Annotated in this window: 16 protein-coding genes and 2 pseudogenes; 10 read left to right on the top strand and 8 right to left on the bottom strand. The window is 68.9% G+C overall.

Annotated features, from left to right (window positions below):
- Both D7V97_RS09540 and D7V97_RS09535 read right to left on the bottom strand, forming a co-directional pair.
- Positions 1-877 (bottom strand): hypothetical protein (locus tag D7V97_RS09540; protein ID WP_147444760.1); only part of this gene is annotated, 877 nt, incomplete at its 3' end.
- 161 nt (positions 878-1,038) lie between these two features.
- Positions 1,039-4,092, bottom strand: coding sequence for a DNRLRE domain-containing protein (locus D7V97_RS09535; protein WP_120610298.1), 3,054 nt, complete (start codon positions 4,090-4,092; stop codon positions 1,039-1,041).
- Between the two features lie 80 nt (positions 4,093-4,172).
- Between D7V97_RS09535 and D7V97_RS09530 the strand changes: the two genes are divergently transcribed.
- The 6 genes from D7V97_RS09530 to D7V97_RS09500 all read left to right on the top strand — a co-directional run bounded on the left by D7V97_RS09530 (position 4,173) and on the right by D7V97_RS09500 (position 11,696).
- The gene (locus tag D7V97_RS09530) at positions 4,173-5,216 is read left to right on the top strand and encodes a HupE/UreJ family protein (RefSeq protein ID WP_233582607.1); all 1,044 of its coding nucleotides are present in this window, start codon (positions 4,173-4,175) and stop codon (positions 5,214-5,216) included.
- Positions 5,217-5,266: 50 nt separating this feature from the next.
- Positions 5,267-5,905 (top strand): carbonic anhydrase, encoded by a 639-nt coding sequence (locus tag D7V97_RS09525; RefSeq protein WP_120610296.1) that lies wholly within the window; start codon positions 5,267-5,269, stop codon positions 5,903-5,905.
- Between the two features lie 41 nt (positions 5,906-5,946).
- Positions 5,947-7,680, top strand: coding sequence for a sigma 54-interacting transcriptional regulator (locus D7V97_RS09520; protein ID WP_120610295.1), 1,734 nt, complete (start codon positions 5,947-5,949; stop codon positions 7,678-7,680).
- Positions 7,681-8,281: 601 nt separating this feature from the next.
- Positions 8,282-10,192 (top strand): serine/threonine-protein kinase, encoded by a 1,911-nt coding sequence (locus D7V97_RS09510; protein ID WP_233582605.1) that lies wholly within the window; start codon positions 8,282-8,284, stop codon positions 10,190-10,192.
- The gene (locus tag D7V97_RS09505) at positions 10,189-10,935 is read left to right on the top strand and encodes a hypothetical protein (protein ID WP_120610292.1); all 747 of its coding nucleotides are present in this window, start codon (positions 10,189-10,191) and stop codon (positions 10,933-10,935) included. The genes D7V97_RS09510 and D7V97_RS09505 overlap by 4 nt, the downstream gene beginning before the upstream one ends.
- A gap of 74 nt (positions 10,936-11,009) precedes the next feature.
- The gene (locus D7V97_RS09500) at positions 11,010-11,696 is read left to right on the top strand and encodes an SDR family oxidoreductase (protein ID WP_147444759.1); all 687 of its coding nucleotides are present in this window, start codon (positions 11,010-11,012) and stop codon (positions 11,694-11,696) included.
- Between the two features lie 58 nt (positions 11,697-11,754).
- Here the strand turns inward: D7V97_RS09500 and D7V97_RS09495 are convergent, their stop codons facing one another.
- From D7V97_RS09495 to D7V97_RS09485, 3 genes and pseudogenes are all read right to left on the bottom strand, one after another.
- Positions 11,755-13,125 (bottom strand): GON domain-containing protein, encoded by a 1,371-nt coding sequence (locus D7V97_RS09495; protein WP_120610290.1) that lies wholly within the window; start codon positions 13,123-13,125, stop codon positions 11,755-11,757.
- A gap of 227 nt (positions 13,126-13,352) precedes the next feature.
- Positions 13,353-14,306, bottom strand: coding sequence for a hypothetical protein (locus D7V97_RS45790; protein WP_233582604.1), 954 nt, complete (start codon positions 14,304-14,306; stop codon positions 13,353-13,355).
- A 79-nt stretch (positions 14,307-14,385) separates the two neighbouring features.
- Positions 14,386-14,736: pseudogene (locus tag D7V97_RS09485) on the bottom strand (transposase); the annotation flags it as partial.
- On the opposite strand from D7V97_RS09485, the pseudogene D7V97_RS45785 reads away from it, so the two are divergent.
- Positions 14,698-14,913: pseudogene (locus D7V97_RS45785) on the top strand (DUF3293 domain-containing protein); the annotation flags it as partial. The pseudogenes D7V97_RS09485 and D7V97_RS45785 overlap by 39 nt on opposite strands.
- 150 nt (positions 14,914-15,063) lie before the next feature.
- The gene (locus D7V97_RS09480; protein WP_147444758.1) at positions 15,064-16,968 is read left to right on the top strand and encodes a bifunctional UDP-sugar hydrolase/5'-nucleotidase; all 1,905 of its coding nucleotides are present in this window, start codon (positions 15,064-15,066) and stop codon (positions 16,966-16,968) included.
- Here the strand turns inward: D7V97_RS09480 and D7V97_RS09475 are convergent.
- Positions 16,965-17,348, bottom strand: a complete 384-nt coding sequence (locus tag D7V97_RS09475) for a hypothetical protein (protein ID WP_120610288.1) — start codon at positions 17,346-17,348, stop codon at positions 16,965-16,967. The genes D7V97_RS09480 and D7V97_RS09475 overlap by 4 nt on opposite strands.
- A gap of 59 nt (positions 17,349-17,407) precedes the next feature.
- Between D7V97_RS09475 and D7V97_RS09470 the strand changes: the two genes are divergently transcribed.
- Positions 17,408-18,547, top strand: a complete 1,140-nt coding sequence (locus D7V97_RS09470) for a serine hydrolase (RefSeq protein ID WP_233582603.1) — start codon at positions 17,408-17,410, stop codon at positions 18,545-18,547.
- Positions 18,548-18,792: 245 nt separating this feature from the next.
- Positions 18,793-19,041 carry a hypothetical protein gene (locus D7V97_RS09465; protein WP_120610286.1) on the top strand — a complete coding sequence of 83 codons (249 nt, stop codon included), beginning with the start codon at positions 18,793-18,795 and terminating at the stop codon, positions 19,039-19,041.
- Positions 19,042-19,155: 114 nt separating this feature from the next.
- Here D7V97_RS09465 and D7V97_RS46760 read toward each other — a convergent pair whose 3' ends face one another.
- Together D7V97_RS46760 and D7V97_RS44065 are read right to left on the bottom strand one after the other, a co-directional pair.
- A complete protein-coding gene (locus D7V97_RS46760) occupies positions 19,156-19,479 on the bottom strand; it encodes a helix-turn-helix domain-containing protein (protein WP_368668893.1) in 324 nt (107 codons plus the stop codon).
- A 331-nt stretch (positions 19,480-19,810) separates the two neighbouring features.
- Complete coding sequence (locus tag D7V97_RS44065; protein WP_147444757.1) at positions 19,811-20,188, bottom strand: hypothetical protein; 378 nt, start codon at positions 20,186-20,188, stop codon at positions 19,811-19,813.
- Between the last annotated feature and the right edge of the window lie 281 nt (positions 20,189-20,469).

The raw sequence follows: 20,469 nt of genomic DNA, 5'->3' as shown, positions 1-20,469 counted from the left end.
GGGTGGGATTCTCCGCGGCGGGGAAGGGGGCGGTGAGCGCCGCGCCGTCCTGCCTGCGCCACTGGCCCACCCAGGTGGTGCTGCCCGTCTCCTGCCACAGCAGCAGGGTGCGCCCGCGCGTGTCGACACCCACCAGGGCGCTCATCGTGTCGCGCCCCGTGACGCTGAGCACGGTGACAGGCGGCGTCCGTGGACGCCCGCTCGCATCGAAGGACTGGATCGTCAGCACCTGGGTGTCGGGCGTCTGGCGCGTCCAGAGGCCGACCCGGCTGCCACCCCGCGGATCCGCGGCGACATCCAGGGTCGCTTCCTTCTCGAAGTACAGGCTCTGGGTTCCCAGCGGCTCGCCATCCGAGGCGTACGCTTGCAGCGTGCCGCTGCGCACGCGCTCGATGATGAGGTGGAACCCCTGGCGCAGCGGCACCAGGATCTTTGCAAGGTCTCCTCCCAGCAGCGCGTTGCCGGTGTCCCCGCCGGTGCGCAGGACGATGTCCCAGACCGTGACGCCCAGCGGGCCGTCATTCTGCAACGCCAGGGAGCCCGTGCCCTCGGACGTCCCGGGACCGCAGGCGGCCTCGGGGCCGTTCGCTGGGAGGATGACAGCCCGCCCCGTCCCGAGTGTCCCCGGGACGACCTGCGCGCAGGAGAGGGGAGGCGTGGGCCCGGATTGCTCGGTCACGGACTCGTCTGGCGCCAGCACGTCGGCGTCGTCGTCGGCGTCGTCCTCCTGGGCCGGCGTCTCGACGCGCGGGCTCTCGGGGAGCACCTCCTCCTTCTCCAGCTGCCGCGGAGAAGACTCCGCCGAGCAGCCGACCGCTCCCTGCGCGAGCCACGCCGCCACGCCCAACACCAGCCACTGCCTGCTGCTTCGTCCCATCACACCCTCCCCTGTGAACCCCGGAGCAGGATGCACACACGCGCCCCGGGCGACGAGCCCCCCCACCGGGCACGCGGGGGTCCAATCAAGGATGTCATTGCCAGCACCGGAAGGAGGCAGCATCCCCCTTCCGGTGCCGTGAGCGCCTTTTTCCGCGCCCGCTAGAAGAACATCGGGGCGGACACGACGTAGTGGCCCGTGGACAGCTCGGCCACGGCGATGACCGCCTTGTTGGCCGCGCCCGGCGTGTAGTCGAACGAGCCGCTGCACGAAGACAGGCCGCCACACTGCAGCGTGGCGATGGCGCCATAGCCGTCGTCATCGTGCAGGGTGATGCGATTGATCTTCACGGTGCCGGTGACGTTGAAGTTCTTCGCGAACGCCGTCAGCGTCCAGGCACTGCGATTGGGCAGGACGCTGCCCATCCACCAGCTGGAGTCGAACGTGGAGGACTGCGTGGCCTCCAGCGCGACGTAGACGTTCTTGTCCTCCAGGCCCGGGCCGTTCTGCACCGCGAAGGCCCGCTTCTGCGACAGGGCCTGCTTCAGCGCCGTGAAGTTGCGCCCCAGGGTCCACATGCCGGTCCGCGTGCCCGTCACCGTCGAAGGACAGTTGTGCGCGGTGATGGAGCACGTGGACGTGTCACATTGGCAGTGCGCATCCGAGTTGGCCGCGGGGGCCACCCGCCACCCGTGGCGGACGTACTGGAGATAGCGGTTGATCTTCGGCTGCCAGGAGTTGGCGTAGTAGGCGGTGTTGGTCCACCGCTCCAGGGTCCCGCCGCTCAGCTCGTAGGTGGCCATCCGCGCCACGGCGCCCGGCGCCGTCGTCATGTCCACCAGCGGGTAGTCGATGCTGAAGGGGTGGTTGATCTGCCCCAGCCAGTCATTGGCCGTGTCATCCAGGTAGTCGTAGTACACGCGGTTGCTGGTCTTCGCGTTCTGCCAGTTGCGCGTCGCCGTCCCGCTGGTCCAGTTGTAGGTGTCCATGTTGATGTTGGCGGGCGGGAACAGGATGTTGAAGTGGCCCATGGAGAAGTTGCCCGGGTCCCCCGTGCTGTTGGTCAGGTCGATGCCCGTCGTGGGCTCGGTGCTGGAGTGGGTGCCCGCGCCGCTCGCGGTGTCCGTGCTGTCGAAGCGCTGATCCGCGTTGGTGGAGATGGGCCCCGCCTGCTCCACGCCGTTGACGAAGAACACCAGCCGGGGCGCATCCACGCCGCCCGCGGCGTCGCGCGTGTAGAAGCCCAGGGCGTCGGTGGTGACGGTGCCCACCGTGATGGCCAGCACCACGTTGCTCAGCGTGTCCGGCTCCGGGGAGCAGTCCCCGCTCATCTTCGTGTAGAGCGTCCCGTTCACCAGGAGCAGCTCCGACACGTCGATGTCGTACCAGCTCTCCAGCGGGATGTTGCCGGGGAAGAGGTCCTTCTTCTCCTCCCACGAGCGGCTCCACCGGTCCGGCCAGCCGGGCTTCGCCATGCTGTACCAGGCGGGGCTCAGGGTGCCTCCGCTGTTGCAGCGGATCTGCCGGCGGACCTTGAACTGGCCATCCGCGGAGGCGTTCTGGACCTTGATGCGCAGCTTGACCGCGGAGTAGGTGCCCACCGCCTTGCTGGCGATGTCGAACTTCATGTGCGTCTCGATGGCGCCGTTGTAGCTGGACGTCTCCGCGCCCATCGTCGGGATGAACCGCTCGGCGACGCGCGTGGCATCCACCGACTCCACCTGCCGCGCGAACCCCGCCGAGTTCTCCCAGCCCGCGTTGCCGACGTGCTCGGAGAGCGCGACGAAGTCCAGCTTCTCCGTGTTCTTCAGGTAGCTGAGCACGTTGGTGGTGTGGGTCCGCAGCTCGGTCCCGTCCCAGCCGTCCTTGCCATCCCCCAGGCCGTGCCGGTGCAGGTCTCCCCAGACGGGCAGGTAGGCGCCGCGGTTGGTGCCCGTGGCGCAGACGCCGCAGTCGGTGGGGCTGTTGGCGCAGTCCTCGCCCCGGCCGCAGATGCCGTCCGTCTTGACCGTCGGGAGCTGGTCGCTGATGAAGACCAGCATCGGCTTGAAGGACGGATCCTCCTTCGAGGCGAACGTCCCCGTGCCTCCGGCCAGCAGCAGGTTGAGCGACAGGTCCTGCTTCGTCGTCGTCAGCGCGTCCGCCCAGGCGGTGGCGTGGGTCACGGCCTGGGTGACGTCCACTTCAATCCAGCGGCCGGCCACCGTGTTGGAGAGGCTGGCGATGGCGGTGGCGTTCGGAACGCCCGTGCCCGCGGGCTGGTTGTCCCACGTCAGCCCCGTCTCGCTCCAGGTGGTCCAGTTGGTGCCCGACGGCGGCGCGTAGACGACGGCGCTGGTGCCGGTGACGGAGGTGGTGGGGTACAGCCGCAGCATCACCCGGCCGCGCGGGCTGCCCACGTTGACGGGGATGGAGGTGCCGTGCAGCTGGATGCCGCGCAGGTCGTTGAGCAGCGTGCGGGAGATGGGGACCTGGAGGTACGCCCGGCGCGCCGGGGCCGTGGCCGACAGCGAGAGCGTGGGGGTGGCGCCCACGTTGGTGCCGGGCGCGGCCTCGTCCACGATGGCATCCGCGGAGGGCACGGCGCCGAAGTAGTCCACCACGAGCCGGGGCTGGGTGCTCTCACCCTGGAGGACGGTGGCGCTGGCGCGGTCCACCATGCACACCGCGTTGGTGTCGGTGCTCGCCACCGGCCTGATGATCAACGTCTGGGTGGTCACCGCCGGGTTGATGAGCGGGGTGACGTCGATGTCGAAGTACGTGTTGTCCGCCGAGCCCGTGGGCATGGTGACGAACGCCGTCCCGGGCGTGGGCCGCGTGTTCCAGGTGACGGTCTCATCCCAGGTGGTGTTGGTGCTGTTGTAGATGCGGAAGTTGTGCGGCGTGCCGCCATCCACGCCCAGGTACAGGCGCAGGGTGGCCCGTGAGAAGGGCGCCACCAACCCGGGGGTGTTGAACTTGAAGACGACCCACTCGTCGGTGCCGCCGGACTCGATCTGCGCGCACATCGGGGAGTAGGCGCCGTAGTTCGTGGTCGGCAGCCGCTCCTTGATGCGGGCGTCATGCGTGGCCACGAACTCCGTGGTCCGCGCGTAGACCAGCGGCTGGCGGGACTCCTCCAGGCCTTCCTCCGAGCCTTCTGGCCCCACGCACCCCAGCGTCAGGGCCCCCGCCAGCCACCATGCAGTGGTGGTGGAAAATAACGCGTTCTTCATGCTTAAACCCACTTTCCTGGAAAATTAAAAAACCGAGTAACATGGTTTTTTCGGTTTGAGGAAACGGAAAGTTGCTCCGCATGCGCGCGCTGCTGGTGGGTGTCTGTGTTTCGTTGATGGCGTCATTGGCCGAGGGCCATCCGCTGGACATGGCCACGCTCAACGTTCAGGTCGAGCAGGACCGCGTCCTGCAAACGCTGACGATCCGCGGGAACTCCGTTGACGAGCTGCTCGGGCCGGGCTGGCTGGAGCTTCCTCTGGAGCAGCGGATGACGGCGCTCTTCGCCGCGACGCTGGGGGCTTCGGAGCTGTCCTCGGGAGGCGAGCCGTGTGAGCTCGTCCCGCTGGAGCTCGAACCTGGCGACGGGAACTTCCACCTCTCGGCCTCCGCGACGTGCCCGGCCCGGGGGCCGCTGAAGCAGCGCTTCGGCTACCTCCAGCGCGTCAAGGGGGAAGGGCAGACGCTGATCGTCCTGTCGGACGTGGATGGAGAGGCGGGCCGCCAGGTCGTGGAGGCCGCGCACCCCGACCTCGCCTTCGTGCGCAAGGGACAGGCGGAGCAGGGGACCTGGGCCTTCATCCGCATGGGCGTCGAGCACATCTTCACCGGGTATGATCACCTGGTCTTCCTGCTCGGGCTGCTGCTGGCGGGCTCGTCCCTGCGCCGGCTGCTCGGGGTGGTCACCAGCTTCACGGTGGCGCACTCCCTCAGCCTGGCGCTCGCGGCGCTGTCGGTGGTGTCGCTGCCGTCGCGGTGGGTGGAGAGCGCCATCGCGCTCTCGATCATCGTCGTGGCCACGCTCAACCTGAGGGGCCGCAAGGGCGACACGCGGTGGATGCTCGCGTTCGGCTTCGGGCTGATCCACGGCTTCGGCTTCGCGTCGGCCCTGGGGGAGCTGGGGCTGTCGCGCTCGGAGCTGACCGGGGCGCTGTTCGGGTTCAATGTGGGCGTCGAGCTGGGACAGGCCACGCTCGTGCTCGTGACGCTTCCGCTGCTCGTGCTGTTGCGCCGCAGCCGCTTCGCCCACCGGGTGGAGTTCGCGCTGTGCGTCGCCTCCATCGGGGTGGGGCTCTACTGGTTCTGCCTGCGGGCGGTCCTGCCCTCTGTCTCCGGCGGAGCGTGAGCCGGGGCTTCTTCTCGACGGTCGGGCCGGCTCGTGCGAGCGTCGGGGCCGTGACGCCCTACGACAAGATCTTCGAGAACAACCAGCGCTGGGCCGAGGAGCAGCTCCGCTCGGATCCGGAATACTTCCGCAAGCTGTCGCAGTCGCAGCAGCCGGACTTCCTGTACATCGGATGCTCCGACAGCCGCGTCCCGGCCAACCAGATCATGGGGCTGGCGCCCGGTGACGTGTTCGTGCACCGCAACGTCGCCAACCTGGTGAACAACGTCGACCTCAACGTGATGGCCGTCATCAACTACGGCGTCCGGCAGCTCGACGTGAAGCACATCATCGTCTGCGGCCACTATGGCTGCGGCGGGGTGCAGGCGGCGATGCAGCCCAAGGACCTGGGCATCCTCAACCCGTGGCTGCGCAACATCCGCGACGTGTACCGCTTCCACAAGCAGGAGCTGGACGGCCTCCAGGACGCGACCCAGCGCTTCGACCGGCTGGTGGAGCTCAACGTCCTGGAGCAGAGCATCAACATCATCAAGACGGCCGCGGTGCAGAAGTCCTTCCTGACGCGCGGCTTCCCCACGGTGCACTCGTGGGTGTTCGACATGCGCAATGGCATCATCAAGGATCTCAAGCTGGACTTCGTGCAGACGCTGCACAACATCCAGGAGGTCTACGACCTGACGCAGGAGTAGGCGCACGGGGGCTGCGAGCGGGGGCTAGACTCCGCCACCTCATGCGTTTCTTCCTGACCCTGCCGGACGGCCGCCCCTTCGCGTTGGAGAAGCCGGTGGTGTCCGTGGGCTCCGATCCCGCGTGTGACGTCGTCCTCACGTCGCCCGGTGTGAAGCCCAGCCACGCGCTGCTCTTTCGCGACGCGCGCGGCTGGACGGTGTCCGCCGCGAGCCCGGGGTGCGACGTGCGCATTCGGGGCAAGCGGGTGGAGCTGTCACCCCTGGCCCCGGGCGAGTCCTTCGTCATCGGGCGCGCCTCACTCACGCTGGGGTCTTCCGAAGAGGTCCGTCCCGCGACGAAGGCGGACGCGCCCGCGACCTCCTCGCGGCTCCTGCCGGTGCTGACGGACTTCGCCTCGCGGCTGCTCGTGCAGCGTCCCTCCTCGGAGCTGCTGGAGGTGACGCTGCGGGGCATCGCCGACGTCACCTCCGCGGACGTGGGCTTCCTTGTGTCGGTGGAAGGGGAGCAGCGGCAGGTGCTGGTGGCCACGGGCGCCGTGCCGGCGGCGGTGGTGGCGGACAGCCTGGTGGATCAGGTCGTGGGCTCGGGGGCTCCCGTGCTGGTGCCCGACGTCGCGGCGGACGCCTCCCTGGCCGGGGCTCCCAGCGTCGTGGCCCTGCACCTCACGTCCGCGCTGGTGCTCCCGTTGCGCGCGGGCTCGGCGCCCCTGTGCGCCGTGTACCTGGGGCGGCGCCTGGGCAGCCCTCCGTTCTCCTCGCGGGACCTGGAGGAGGCCATGGCCCTGTCGTCGCTTGCGGCGCTGCTGCTGGCCACCTCGCGGGAATTGACCGAGCTGCGCGCGCACGTGGACAGCCTCACGCTGCGGATCGCCGCGGCCACCTTCGAGGGACTCATCGGTGAATCCCCCGTGATGCGCGCCCTCTACCGGCAGGTGGAGCGGCTGGGGCCCACGTCCCTCCACGTCCTCATCCAGGGCGAGACGGGCACGGGCAAGGAGGAGGTGGCCCGCGCCCTCCACCGTCGCAGCGGTCGGCGCGGACGACTGGTGGCCATCAACTGCGCGGCGCTCCCGGAGTCCCTCATCGAGCGTGAGCTCTTCGGCCACGTGCGCGGCGCGTTCTCCGGCGCGGGCGCGGACCGCGCGGGGCTGGTGGAGGCGGCGGACGGCGGCACGCTCTTCCTGGATGAGATTGGCGACATGCCGCTGTCGCTCCAGTCCCGCCTGCTGCGCGTGGTGCAGGAGCACGAGGTGACCCGGCTGGGGGAGCACCGTCCCCGCAAGGTCGACATGCGCGTCCTGGCCGCCACGCACCAGCCCCTCAAGGCGCTCGTCGCCCGGGGCGCCTTCCGCGAGGACCTGCTCTTCCGGCTGGACGAGGTACGCCTGGAGGTCCCCGCCCTGCGCGAGCGCGGCGACGACGTGCTGCTCATTGCCCACCATGTCTTGAAACAGGAGGGTGGCCGGGCCCGGGGCTTCACCCAGAAGGCCACCGAGGCCCTGCGCGGCCATCCCTTCCCGGGCAACGTCCGCGAGCTGGTGTCGCGGGTGCGGCGCGCGTGCATCCTCAGCTCGGGAGAGCTCATCGGCGTCGAGGACCTGGACCTGGAGGCGGACGCCACGCCGCTGCTGCCCCTGGACGCCGCCCGTGACGCCTTCGTGCTGCGCTACGTGCGCGAGGCCATCGCCAGGAGTGGGGGCAGCAAGAAGGACGCGGCGCGGGCGCTGGGCATCGGCCTGCGCTCGGTGTTCCGCTACCTGGGGGAAGAGGACTGAGGCCCCCCGGGCTGTTCATCCTGCCTCGGTCTGGAGTACTCCTGGCCCGCTCCCATGCGTCTCCCTGTCTCCCTCATCGTTGCAGTGTGGGTCCTGTGGCTGGGGCCTGGCTGCCCGCTCGACATCCAGGTTCGGGAGGAGGCGGATGCGGGGTGTACGGGGGACGCCTGTGTGCTCGCGTGTCTCCGCGACCGGGAGTGTCCGGAGGGGCAGCGGTGCGATGACGCCTTTGGTCAATGCGAGCCGGGGCTCCGGTTGACGCAACCGTGTCCGGACTCCTTCTCGTGCCCTCCGCTCGCGTTCTGTGGCGAAGAAGGCCGCTGCGCGAGGCCGTGCAGCTCGGGATGTCCGACGGGGTATCTCTGCGGTCCGGAATCCCAATGCATCGAGACGTGCGAGGGCCTCACTCCCGCGACCCTGAACAACTACTGCGACAGCTCCCTGGAGTGCGGCCGGTGCGGCTTCTGCGCGGACGCGGGCGGAGTGGAGAAGTGCCACCAGCCCTGCCAGTCGGATGCGGAGTGCCCGGGGGGCCAGCCCGGCGTGTGCCGGTTGATTCCAGGCAGCACCCTGCGCGTGTGCCGACTGCCATGAAGCCCTCGTGTCTGCTTCCGCAATCCGTGGTGTCGGGACGGCGCTCGCGATGACGGGCGAACTGCTGGCGGGCCGCTACCAGTTGGAGCAGGAGCTGGGGCGGGGCGGGATGGCGACGGTCTACCTGGCCCGGGACCTCCGGCTGTCGCGGCAGGTGGCCGTGAAGGTGCTGCACGCCGGCCTGGAAGCACGGTTCGCCGAGCGCTTCCGCCAGGAGGCGGAGGTGGTGGCGTCGCTCAAGCATCCCAACGTGTTGGAGGTGTATGACTTTGGAGAGGACGCCGTGCGCGGCCCCTTCCTTGTCTGTGAATGGGTGCAGGGCGAGAACCTGCGCGAGCTGGCGCGAAGGCTGAGCCCCATACCGCCCGAGGCTGTCGCGCTGCTGGGTTGGGAACTGGCCCGGGCACTGGAGGCGGCGCATGCGCGCGGCGTGGTGCACCGGGACGTCAAGCCGGACAACGTGCTGGTGGCCCGGGGCGGCCCGCTGAAGCTGGCGGACTTCGGCATCGCCGCGCTGGCCGATCAGGTGCGCTTGACGAGCACGGGCGCCGTCATCGGCTCGCTGGCGTACATGGCGCCCGAGCGCATCGACACCGGCGCCTTTTCCCCGGCGTCGGATGTCTACGCGGTGGGCGTCCTCCTGTTCGAGTTGTGCACGGGCACGACGCCGCACGCGGGCGAGGGGAGCGCGAGGCTGGCGGTCTCGGTGATGACGCGGGATGCGCCGTCGTTGTCGGCGGTCGTGCCGGGCATGCCTCCGGTGTTGGCGGCGCTCGTGGACCGGTGCCTGGCACGCGATGCGCGCGACCGACCGTCGGATGGCGCGGAACTGGCGGCATGCCTGGAGACGGTGTCGCGGTCGCTGGTGGGGGCTCCCGCCGAGGCATCACGGGCCTTCTTCCAGGCCCCGGAGGCCTCCGCCGCACGCTGGTGCGAGGAGCGATTCCAACGGCTGCTGGGCGAAGGTCGCGCGCTGCTGGAGGCAGGGCAGGGCGCCCAGGCGGCGCGATGTCTCAACGTGGCCCTGAGGCTCAGGCCCGGTGCTCCTGAAGTGCTGGCGCTGCTGCGGACGAGGCCTCGCAACCGGCGGATGAAGGTGTTCGTGGGGAGCGCTGTGCTGGGGGCACTGTTGGCCTTCCTGGGCGTGTGGGGATGGAGCTCTCGGCGGGCGCCGGAGGGATCCACGGGATCGGCTCTCGTGGCGTTGGCGGACTCCGCGCATTCGCGCCCGGGCGGCGAGCGCTCGGCGGCGATGGCCCCGGACGCGCTCGGTCCTCTTGCTCCGGCGAAGGCAACGGAACCTATGGAACCCGATGCTGTCGGTCCACGCGGGGCGCCGGAGCCCATCGCAAGCCACATCCCTCCGCCACGCACCGGAGCGCCCCGAAGGCCCTCGCCGACACCCTCCCACTCCAAGGCCGGACCGAACACTGAACCCGCTCCGCAGCCCATGGAAGCGTCGCCCTCCGCCCCGGGCACCGGGGCCACTGTCCAGGACGCCGCCACCCTGACCGTGGTGACGCGCCCCTGGGCCGAGGTCTTCGTGGACGGCCAGAGTCGCGGTTACACGCCCCGACTCCGCGAGGTGCGCCTGTCTCCCGGCACGCACCGCCTGCGCTTCGACAACCCGCTGTGTGATCCCGTGGAGGAGGTCCTCCAGGTCGCGGCGGGAGAGACCGTCTCCCGCGATCTCTCCCTCCGCGTTCGCGAAGCGGAGGTCACCATCGTCGCGACGGTGTCCGCGCGAGTCTTTGTCGATGGCGTGGAGGTGGGCGTGGCGCCGCTGCGTGGGCCCGTGAAGCTCGCGCACGGCGGGCATGTCCTGTCGGCCCGGGGACCTGGAGGCAACGTGCTGAGACAGACGGTGGAGGCGGTGGCGGGCACCCGGACCACGGTGGTGCTGGAGGCGTCTCCGTGAAGGCCCTCATCGTCGCCCTGGTACTGGCGTCGTCCTCCACGCTCGGCCCCGCCCGCGAGGCCTACCAGTCCGGAGATCTGCCCCGGGCACGCGCCGCGTTGGAGGCCCTGCTCCATCCCCTCCAACTGCCCCAGCGCGCGGACGAAGCCGAAGCCCACCTGCTCCTGGCCGCGACCTACCACGCCCAGGAGGACCTGCCGCGCGCGGAGCAGGAGGTGGTGGAAGGGCTCGCGCTGGACTCCGACGCGAAGCTGGATCCGCTGCTGTACCCACCGGACTTCATCGCCTTCGTCGAACGGGTCAACGTCCTGAGGCAGGAGCGCATCACCCAGCGCGCCGCCGAACGTCGCACGCCCGTGCTCCTGCTCCCATCGCCCACCGTGCCGCAAGAACCCTCCGCCGCGGATCAGGCCCTCGCCAGCGTCCAGCCGGCGTCGAAGGGCTGGTACCTGGTGCCCTTCGGCGTGGGGCACCTCGTGCACGGCCGCACCACGAAGGGCACCGTGCTCGCCGTGACGCAGGGGACGACCTTCGCCGTGTCCGCCCTCTCCCTGGGCACGGCGCTGGCGCTGCGGGGCAGCGACGGTCGCTACTCCGCCAACGACGCCCCCACGGCCCGGAAGCTCAACGTCTCCTACCTGGTGGGCGGCTATGCCTTCGCGGCGCTCTACGCCTACGGGCTCCTGGACGGCCTGCTGTCCACCCCGCAGCCGCTCGCGCAGCCAGGCCCACGGGGGCACTGAATCCACCCCGCGTGGCAACGCCAGACATCGACGGGACGACTGTGCGGCTCCGGCTGTCGTGGTATGCCGCGCCCATGACACCAACACTCGTAGTGTGTGGCCATGGTCCCGGCATCTCCGATGCCGTGGCGCGCAGGTTCGGCAAGCAAGGGTTCGCGGTCGCGCTCGTCGCCCGCAACGTCGCGCGGATGACCGCCGCGGCCACGTCGCTGAAGGCCGCGGGCATCACCGCCCAGGTCTTTGCCTGTGACCTCGGCGCCCCCGAGTCCGTGCGTTCGCTCATCCGCGAGGTGCGCGCGTCCCTGGGCCCCATCGCGGTCCTCCACTGGAACGCGTACGCCAATGGCGCTGGTGACCTGCTGACGGCGAGCACCGAGGAGCTGCGCGCGGCGTTCGACGTGTCCGTGGTCGGGTTGGTGACCGCGGTGCAGGAGTCCCTGCCTGACCTGAAGGCCCGCAAGGGCGCGGTCCTCGTCACGGGAGGAGCCCTCGCGTACTACCACGCCGGAATGGAATCGTACGCGGCCCGGGGAGGCCGGATGGGGCTCTCCATCGAGAAGGCCGCGCAGCTCAAGACCGTGGGCCTGCTCCACCAGCGGCTCGCGCCCGAAGGCGTCTACGTGGGCGAGGTCGTTGTCGGTGGCACCGTGAAGGGCACCTCGTTCGACAGCGGCCACGGCAACCTCGATGCCTCCGACATCGCCGACCGATTCTGGGAGATCTACCAGCGCCGCACGGAGGCCTCGGTCAACTTCCCGTAGCCGCCGGTCGCCACCGCGCCGCGAAGTGCCCCTGCCTTCGCGGCGTCAGCGCCGGGCGCTACTGCGGGACGGACCAGGTCAGGAGCAGGGGCAGGCCGTTCTGGTTGACGGGGTTGTAGCTGCCCATCGGCGCGATCCAACCGCAGTTGCCCGTGGCGCGCAGGTCGACCACCTGATTGTTGTTGCTGAAGAGGATGGACGAGGGCTCGAAGTTGTAGCCGCCCCGGCCCAGCTGGTTCACGGGCACCGCGAAGGGCGTCCCGCGCAGGTCGATGTTGCCTGGCCCCACGGCGCTGCACGTCATCGCCGCCGCGTAGGGCATGGACGTCACCGGGGACGTGCCGCCGTGCAGGACGGACCCGGAGGACCACGAGTAGGTTGGGTCCGACGTGTCCACCCGCAGCGTGAGCGGGTTGATGCGCAGCCGCGTGAAGATCGTCCGCACATTCGTGCCCGGCGAGATGCCCCCCGCCGTGTACTGCGAGTAATTGATGTTGTCGCCCGTGCGCGACAGGTTGAGGTAGTCGGCCGGCGTGCCAGCCATGTCACGGCACCACGCGCTCCACGGCCTGGCGGGATCCTTGTTGACGAACAGCGTGTAGTTGCCGTCGGTGGCCTCCGGGTGCGCTGACTTGATGTCCTGGCAGCTCGCGGGCCGGTCGCCCTGGCGGTACTGGAGCTGGAGCAGGCCGCCTCCCTGGTTGTAGGGATTCACGATGCCCGCGAGGCCCACGAAGCCGCAGTAGCCGCCGCCCGACAGGCTGACGACCTGATCCCCCTCGCTGGAGACGGCGCCCGAGCCCGCCATGCTGCCGCCCCAGGGCACGAGTTGGCCCGTGGGCACCGCGAACGGCGTGCCACGCAGGTCGATGTTGCCCTGTGACAGCGTCCGGTTGCAGGACATGGCCACGCCATAGGACATGGACGTCACCACCACTTGCGAGTTGCTGTGCCGCAGCGACCCCGTGGAGGTCGCGAAGGTCTGATCCGCCGTGTTCACCTTCAGCGTGGCGGGGTTGATGCGCAGCCGGGTGAAGGTGGTCCTCACCGTCGTCCCCAGCGACGCGCCCCCCGCGAGGTATTGCGAGGAATTGGCGCCCGCCTGCGTCTGCGTCAGCGTGAGGTATTCCGCCGGGGTGCCGGCCATGCCATGGCAATACACAGTCCAGGGAGCGGAGGCCTCGCCCGAGACATACAGCGTGTAATCACCATCCGGGGCCTCCGGCTGTGCGGTCTTGATGTCCAGACAGCTCGCGGGCAGTGCATCGAGTCCCTGGGCACGCGCCGACGTCTCGGACGACATTGACGCGTCGCCAGCGCCACAGCCGGTGGCGAACGCCGCCAGGCTCAGGGCCAGCGCACGCCAACCACGGCGGAGCGGGAAGGAGGGGACGACCGGGGACACGACGGTGGGCTTCGCAGGCTTCATGGGGTGTGGGCTCCTGGGGTTGCGGAGCCATCCCATTGCGAGGCGGGGGCCACGGCCCCTGAAGCACCCCTCGCGGCCAGAATCCGGCGGGTTGCGAGGGGGCACGGGCCTCAAGGCGCCGGGGACGCGCGGCGAACGTGCCAATCCTGGCACGCGCGTCCACGCTCTCCTGGAGACACGCCTGTCACGCCCCTTCGTCGGACGCTGGGGCCTCCGTTGATTCGTGCCTAGAGCCAGTGGTCCTGCCAGAGCGTCACGACCTTGTGGGACTGGGGGAAGAGGATGACGAAGAGCCGGAAGATGCCGCCGCCGTAGCCGCTCTCGTACGTGGCCACCTGCACGTCCTCCGTCCCGTTCCCGTAGGTGGAGAGCAGCGCCGGGTGCAGCCGCTGGTAGGCGATCTCCATGCGCGGCTCCAGGTCCGCGTACGGGATGATGCCGGTGGGGGAGAGCCAATAGGCCGACAGGATCTGCTGCACCTGGGAGGTGCGCGTGGCCATCGCGAGCGTGGGCTCGCCCGCGTAGCTCCACGGGAAGGCGTAGACGTGCAGCTCGCCGTCACAGCCGCCATCGCAGCCCCAGTAGGCCTCGCGCTCCAGCGCGTAGATGTTGGGCGGAAGGGCCTCCTCGCCCAGGCGGAGCGTGTAGCTGGCCGGAGCCGCCGCGGGGTCACCGAGCTCCAGGCGGAACCGCTTGCCCGCGCCGGTGCCCGTGCTCACCACCGCGAGGTACTCGCCGCCCTGCGCGAGCGTGAGCGTGGCGATCTTGCTGAGCTGCCCATACCCGGAGTCATCGTCCTGGGCGACCACCGTGGTGCCGTAGCTGCCGCTCGCGTCCTTGGGGCCGTACACGAAGAGGCCTGTGTCCAGGTACATGGAGCTGCCCAGGTGCGTGACCTCCAGCCGCAGCGTCTTGCCGGCGGGGGCCTGAAAGCTGAAGGAGAACGCCTGGGGGTTCGTGGTGAACTGCGCCTGCACCGCGCCAGGCAGGGACACCGGGCCCAGGTACGCGGTGCTGTCCACGATGTCTCCGCTGGCTGGAGGCGCTGGAGGGGACAGCACGGCCTGGAGGCTCTCACCCGGCTCCAGGGCCTGGGGCGCTTCGGGCGCGGTGCTTCCACCGCAGGCGGTGACGCAAGCCAACAACACCGTGAGACAGGATTTAAGCAAGCTTGAACGCATTCATGCTCCTTCGTGGATCCAGACAGGATGAAGCCTGGATTCTCGGAAGGAGGCTGTCTAGAGCGCCGAACAGGTTAGGTCACGCTGCGAGTTGGTAACGCGCGGCGACCTCGAGGTTTTGGACGACCGAGAGTCGCCTGAGGTCAAAGAGGTTGCGGCGCGTGCCTCTGTAACGGGCCTTCGGGCCCTGGCGGTTGGCGAGATGAGCCAGGCGATGCTCGACGCCGACACGCTCGCGGAGTTGTGCGCGGCCCGCGCGCGACTGCAGACGTGAGCGAAGGCGCTGCCGGAGCCGCTCATCGTCACCCATCGTGACGCTGCGCCCCTTGCCGGATGCGGCCTGGGTACAACTGGGGCGCAGCTTGCACGGCCCGCAGGCTTCCGGGTCGAAGTGCACGACGGCGCCGGGCTCGAAGGGCTCCACCTCGCCCGCGGACATCGCGAGTGGGCCTTCCTGACCGCGTGGAACCCGGGCTCACGGCCTCGCGGCAAGGAAGAGAATCAGCGGGAGCAGGAGCGGCTGACGTCCCAGCTCGTCGCGGGCGGCTGGGTGGTGGCGCCCGCCATTGGCGAGGCCGAGGACTGCAGTGGGTCCGAGCAGAGCCTCTTCATCCCCATGAGTCATGAGTACGGGCGACAGCCGCAGACCCGTGTCGAGACGAAGTCGGGGCGCGAGCTTCACCGTGCCGCCATGAAGTCGCGCCATCGTCCACGAACCAGGGTAGGTTCCCCCTCCCTGTTCGTTGGAGTTCCGTCGATGCCACAAGCCACACCGCGCTCGTCACTTCTGGGAGCGCGTCCCAGCGTCTTCCTGCTCGCCGGAGCGTTCGTCACCGGCATGTTCCTCTTCGCTCATGCCGGCTGCGGAGGTGACGAGTGCCAGGACGCCGCCGACTGCCGTGAAGACAAGGGACCGCCGGCTTCGAACACGGAGTGGGTCTGCGAGGACAAGCGCTGTGAGCAGCATTCCGTCCAGGTGCCGCCCCCGGATTCCGGCACGGACGCGGGGACGCCCGACGCGGGGACGCCCGACGCGGGGACTCCCGACTCGGGTCCCACCACGGTGAGCGTGCAGGTGCTCGCGTTCAATGACTTCCACGGGCAGCTCGAGGAGCCCACGGGCCAGATTCTGACGGGCGTGGCCCCCGACGGTGGACCGGTGCGGGTGAACGCGGGCGGCGTGACGTACTTCGCCCGGCACATCGCGGCCCTGCGGGCCACCAATCCGAACACGGTGGTGGTAGCGGCGGGAGACCTCATCGGCGCCTCCCCGCTGCTGTCGGGGCTCTTCCACGACGAGCCCACCGTCGAGGCGATGAACCTGATTGGCCTGGACCTGGTCGCGGTGGGCAACCACGAGTTCGACGAGGGCAGCACGGAGCTGTTGCGCATGCAGTCGGGCGGCTGCCACCCGGTGGATGGCTGCCTGGACGGGGATGGCTTCCCGGGCGCGAAGTTCAAGTTCCTGGCGGCCAACGTGGCCACGGGCGTGGACCGCACGCTGTTCCCCCGCTACGACGTGCGCGAGTTCGAGGGCGTGAAGGTGGCCTTCATCGGCATGACGTTGGAGAACACGCCGGAAAGCGTCATACCCACGGGCGTGGCGGGGCTCACCTTCAAGGACGAAGTGCAGACGGTGAACGCGCTGGTGCCGGAGCTGCGGCGGCAGGGCGTCGAAGCCATCATCGTGGTGGTGCACCAGGGCGGAATTCCGACCTCGGGCTCGCTGGTGAACGAATGCAAGGGCGCGGGTGCGGACGGCCTCATCTCAGGTGCCATCGTGGGCATGGCCAAGGGCCTCAACGACGCGGTGGATGTCATCGTCAGCGGCCACACGCATCAGGCCTACAACTGCGTCATCGATGGCAAGGTCGTCACGAGCGCCTCGTCGATGGGGCAGCTCGTCACGGACATCGACCTGACGTTGAGCAAGGCGACGGGCGACGTCGTGGAGGCGCGAGCGAACAACGTCATCGTCACTCGCGACGTGCAGGAGGTCGGCGCGGTGAAGGAGCTGGTGACGAAGTACCAGGAGCTCGTCACGCCGAGGGCCAACCGGGTCATCGGATGGGTGTCGCAGACACTCAGGACACAGACGGACTCCGCGGGCCAGTCCACCCTGGGCTTCGTCATCGCGGACTCGCAGCTGGAGGCGACGAAGCCCGCGACCCTGGGTGGGGCGCAGGTGGCCTTCATGAACCCGGGCGGCATGCGCGCGGACATCGCCCAGGGCGAGGTCACCTACGGCGAGGCCTTCACCACGCAGCCGTTCGGCAACAGCCTGGTCACCCTGACGCTGACGGGCGCGCAAATCGAGCAACTGCTGGAGCGGCAGTGGCGGCCGTCGGGAGCCACCCTCATGCTGCTTCCGTCGGCGGGCTTCACCTATGCGTTCAGCGCGTCGGCGCCCATCGGAAGCCGCGTCGACCCGGCGTCCATCCGGATCAACGGCGTGCCAGTGAGCCTGACGGCGGAGTACCGCGTCACCGCGAACAACTACCTCGCGAGTGGGAGTGATGGCTTCCCGGTGTTCGCCGAGGGGACGAACCGGCTGGGTGGCGCCGTGGACAGCGACGCGCTGGAGGCATACCTGAAGGCGCACAGCAGCATGGCGAGCCCCTTGCCCGCCCCCGCGCTCAATCGCATCACCATGCTGCCCTAGCGCACGAAGCCCGCCACGGGGTTTTCGAAGACCTTGCTCACGGCGTTCATCGTCCGGAGCCACGCGTGCGCGTCCTCTCCCAGCTTCCCGTAGACCCGCACGTCGAGGGGCTTCGCGGCGCCGAGCAGCGCCTTGAACTCGGGCCAGCCGGAGATCATCCGGATGTGCTCCATGACCTGGCTTGCGTCCGCGAACGTGATGACCGCGCCCACCTCCGTGTCGCCGGGGCGGCCATAGAACCGCACGCCGAGGAGGGAGCGCACACCCTCGGTCTCCAGCCGCCGCGTCGCGGCCTCGATGATGGCGGTGAAGGCCTCGAAGGGGACCGTCAGCTCGAGCACCTCCACCAGGGTGATCTGCTCACGCGCACGCGGGTTCATGTCTTTGCTCCTTCGCCGGGCTTTCGCTTCTGCATAATCACCCCATGAGGCCAGGAGCCATGACACTCCCCCCGCTTGCCACCGTCGTACTCTTATCGCTGGTCGTCGGTTGCGCAGGAGGGACCGCGGGGACACGGGCGCGTTCACTCCAGGACGCGAGCACCGTCGATGCGCTCTTCCGCGACTACAGCGGCCTGGAGCGCCCCGGCGCCAGCGTCGTCGTGATTCATGACGGGAAGGTCGTGCTCCGCCGGGCGTACGGTCTGGCCGACCTGGAGAAGCAGGTGCCCGCCACGCCCGAGACGAACTACCGGCTCGCGTCGCTCACCAAGCAGTTCACGGCCACGGCCATCCTGCTGCTGGTCCAGGACCGCAAGCTCCGGCTCGATGACCACGTCGTGGACGTGCTCCCCGGCTTCCCGGCGTCTCTGAAGGACGTCCGCGTCCACCACCTGCTCCAGCACACGTCGGGCATCTGGGACTACGAGGACTTCGTCCCGGCCACGCAGACAGTGCAGGTGAAGGACCGCGACGTGCTGGAGTTGCTCAACCGCACGGAGCGCACGTACTTCGCGCCGGGAACGGCGGTGCGCTACAGCAACTCCGGCTACGCGGTGCTCGCGCTCCTCGTGCAACAGGTGAGCGGGATGCCCTTCGCGCAGTTCCTGCACGAACGCGTCTTCGTCCCCAGCGGCATGCGTTCGTCCGTGGCGCACGAGGACGGCGTCTCCACGGTGGTCCGCCGAGCGTATGGCTATGCCGTGACCCGGGACGGCTTTCCCCCCAGGGACCAGAGCCCCACCAGCGCCGTCCTGGGCGACGGCGGCGTGTACTCGTCCGTGGACGACCTGGTGGCGTGGGACCGGACGCTGGATTCGCATGCGCTTGTTGGCAAGGAACTCCAGGAGCAGGCCTGGACTTCGCCGAGGCTTCAGGGTGGCACGCCCTCCCGCTATGGCTTTGGCTGGTTCGTGGACAACGACGGAGGGCGCCGGCGGCTGTCCCACCACGGTGAGACGTCTGGCTTCACCAACGCCATCGTGAAGTATCCGGACCATCGCCTCACGGTCATCGTCCTGACGAACCGCGCGGGCGGTGAGCCGTGGACCCTGGCCCAATACATTGCGGATCAGTGGCTCGGCCCGCCCGCGAACCCGGGTTCCACCTGGCCGTTCGTGACCGTGCCCAACGCGCACTGAGAGATTCGACCCACCTGGCGTCTCACCGGAGCTGGGCCCCGTGTCGGCGACATGTCGGCGACTCGCCGCCCGCAGTGGCCGGGCACGGTTTCTCGGCTGGAACCTGCCGCGCGCCTGGCGCCGCCCTGCCGCCAGTGTCTGGCATGTCAGGTGCAAATGCCTCTGACCGGGTGCCAGGCAGACATCGGTGGCCCCAAACAGACACATGCCCGCAGTCGGGTACTCACAAGAAAGAGAAAACCAACATGGCAATCACCGTCATCAGTGCGGTTTATGGAACGACCCGCAAGCAGGTCGACGTCACCCAGATTTGCCAGCAGGCGGTTGCCTCCGGCAATGACGACATCTCCGTGAACAACACGTTCATGGGGGGAGATCCGGATTTCGGGGTGCAGAAGAGCTTCGCCATCATCTACCGGCTTGAGAATGCGCAGAATCCCTCCTGTTATACCGTGATGGCCTGCAACGAGGGCAGCAACCTCGATCTGGCGTAAGCGGCGAGAAAGAGCCGCCGAAGTCTGACGGTGTCGATGGTGAGTCAGCGTCTGGCGGGCCGCATCTACCGCGACGAGGCAGGTCGCGGTAGTCCTGAGGCGAGGGCTCATGAATCAGGGCGCTAAGCCGAGGAGACTCAATCCATTCAGGGGGGCCCCGAAGCGCCAAGGACCGTAGATGTCCTGAGCGACGCAGCCTCCGGAGGAGACGGACCGCATCTGGATAGAAGGCCTCGCGCTGCTCGGTGAGCATCCCCGGCTGAAGCAGGCCGCAGGGGCCAGTCCTTTCAGGCCACGAAGGCGCCAACGGCGGCGGCAGTTGTAGACCGTGCGCGGCGTCACGCCCAGCGTTTGAGCGATGATGCGGGCGCTCTCTGCCTGAGCACTCCACAGAACGATGGTCGCGCGCTGGGCCTCCCATCGCCTCCCCTGACACACTGCGCGCTGGAGCTTGCGCCTCTGGGTTGGTGTCAGTTCGATGCGACGAAGATTCAAGTGCCTTGCTGCTTCTGCTACCCACCCCCAGGGGCGCCGCGATACCGCCCCCTGAACGGATTGACTCTCCCTGGCTTAGGGGCTGTGCCGCTCCGGGAGCCCAGCAGGGGCTTGATGCGGTTCCACTCGGCATCGCTCAGTTCATGTCGGCGCACAGCCAGCGTTGATCATGCCTGACGGCAGCTGGCAACCTCCTCATGCCCCCGATGCAGGGTCCAACCCCGATGTTCGATCCGGTAGGTTGAATTTTCGGACCAGAGATCAGGGACAGCCCCTAGTCTTCGTTGGTGCCGCCTGACACATCGATGGTCCCGACGGCTGTCCTTGTGTCCTGAAGCCCTGTGGTGATTGATGTCTTGAAAGTCAACGTCAGTCGGCCGGTGTCGCCGCGTGCCAGGTTGCAATTCACGGTGTACGAGTTCGATTGCGGCTTGGGGTCACCAGGCAAAGGATTGTTTGTGAGCGTTGCTTGGGTGCATGTGAATTTGGGCGACGACGACTCCGTCAGGACCGGGGCCGACCAACCTGTGGGAACGATCAGCAGGACATCGAACGTGGCGGGAGCCATGATTCTAGGAGCCTGGCTGGGGGTCTGGGTTGGGGGATCCTGGGTGAAATCGAGGGTGATAATTGGCGGGATGGGCAATGGCATGGGGCTCTCCTGACCTGCCCCGGAAATTTCCGGGACCACTCCCCCCCCTTATTCAAACACGAGGCCAGCCTGAAAGCCTTTGGGCCTGTGTGGGGGAGCGCCAGCCCGTGCCCCCGGAAGGCCCTTCCTGGGAGGTCTCAGGCGACCGCCGCGACGACTGCGGCGACATGTCGGCGACATGCCGCGCCTCCCTCGCCCGGGGAGCACTTCGCGTCACTTCCGTGAAGGCGTCATACTCCGGCAAGGTGGGCGCCCGGGGGCAGGGGGTGTCCCCTGATGGC

Source organism: Corallococcus sp. CA053C, assembly GCF_003611675.1.
GTDB lineage: Bacteria > Myxococcota > Myxococcia > Myxococcales > Myxococcaceae > Corallococcus.
This window is presented reverse-complemented; position numbering and strand designations above follow the sequence as displayed.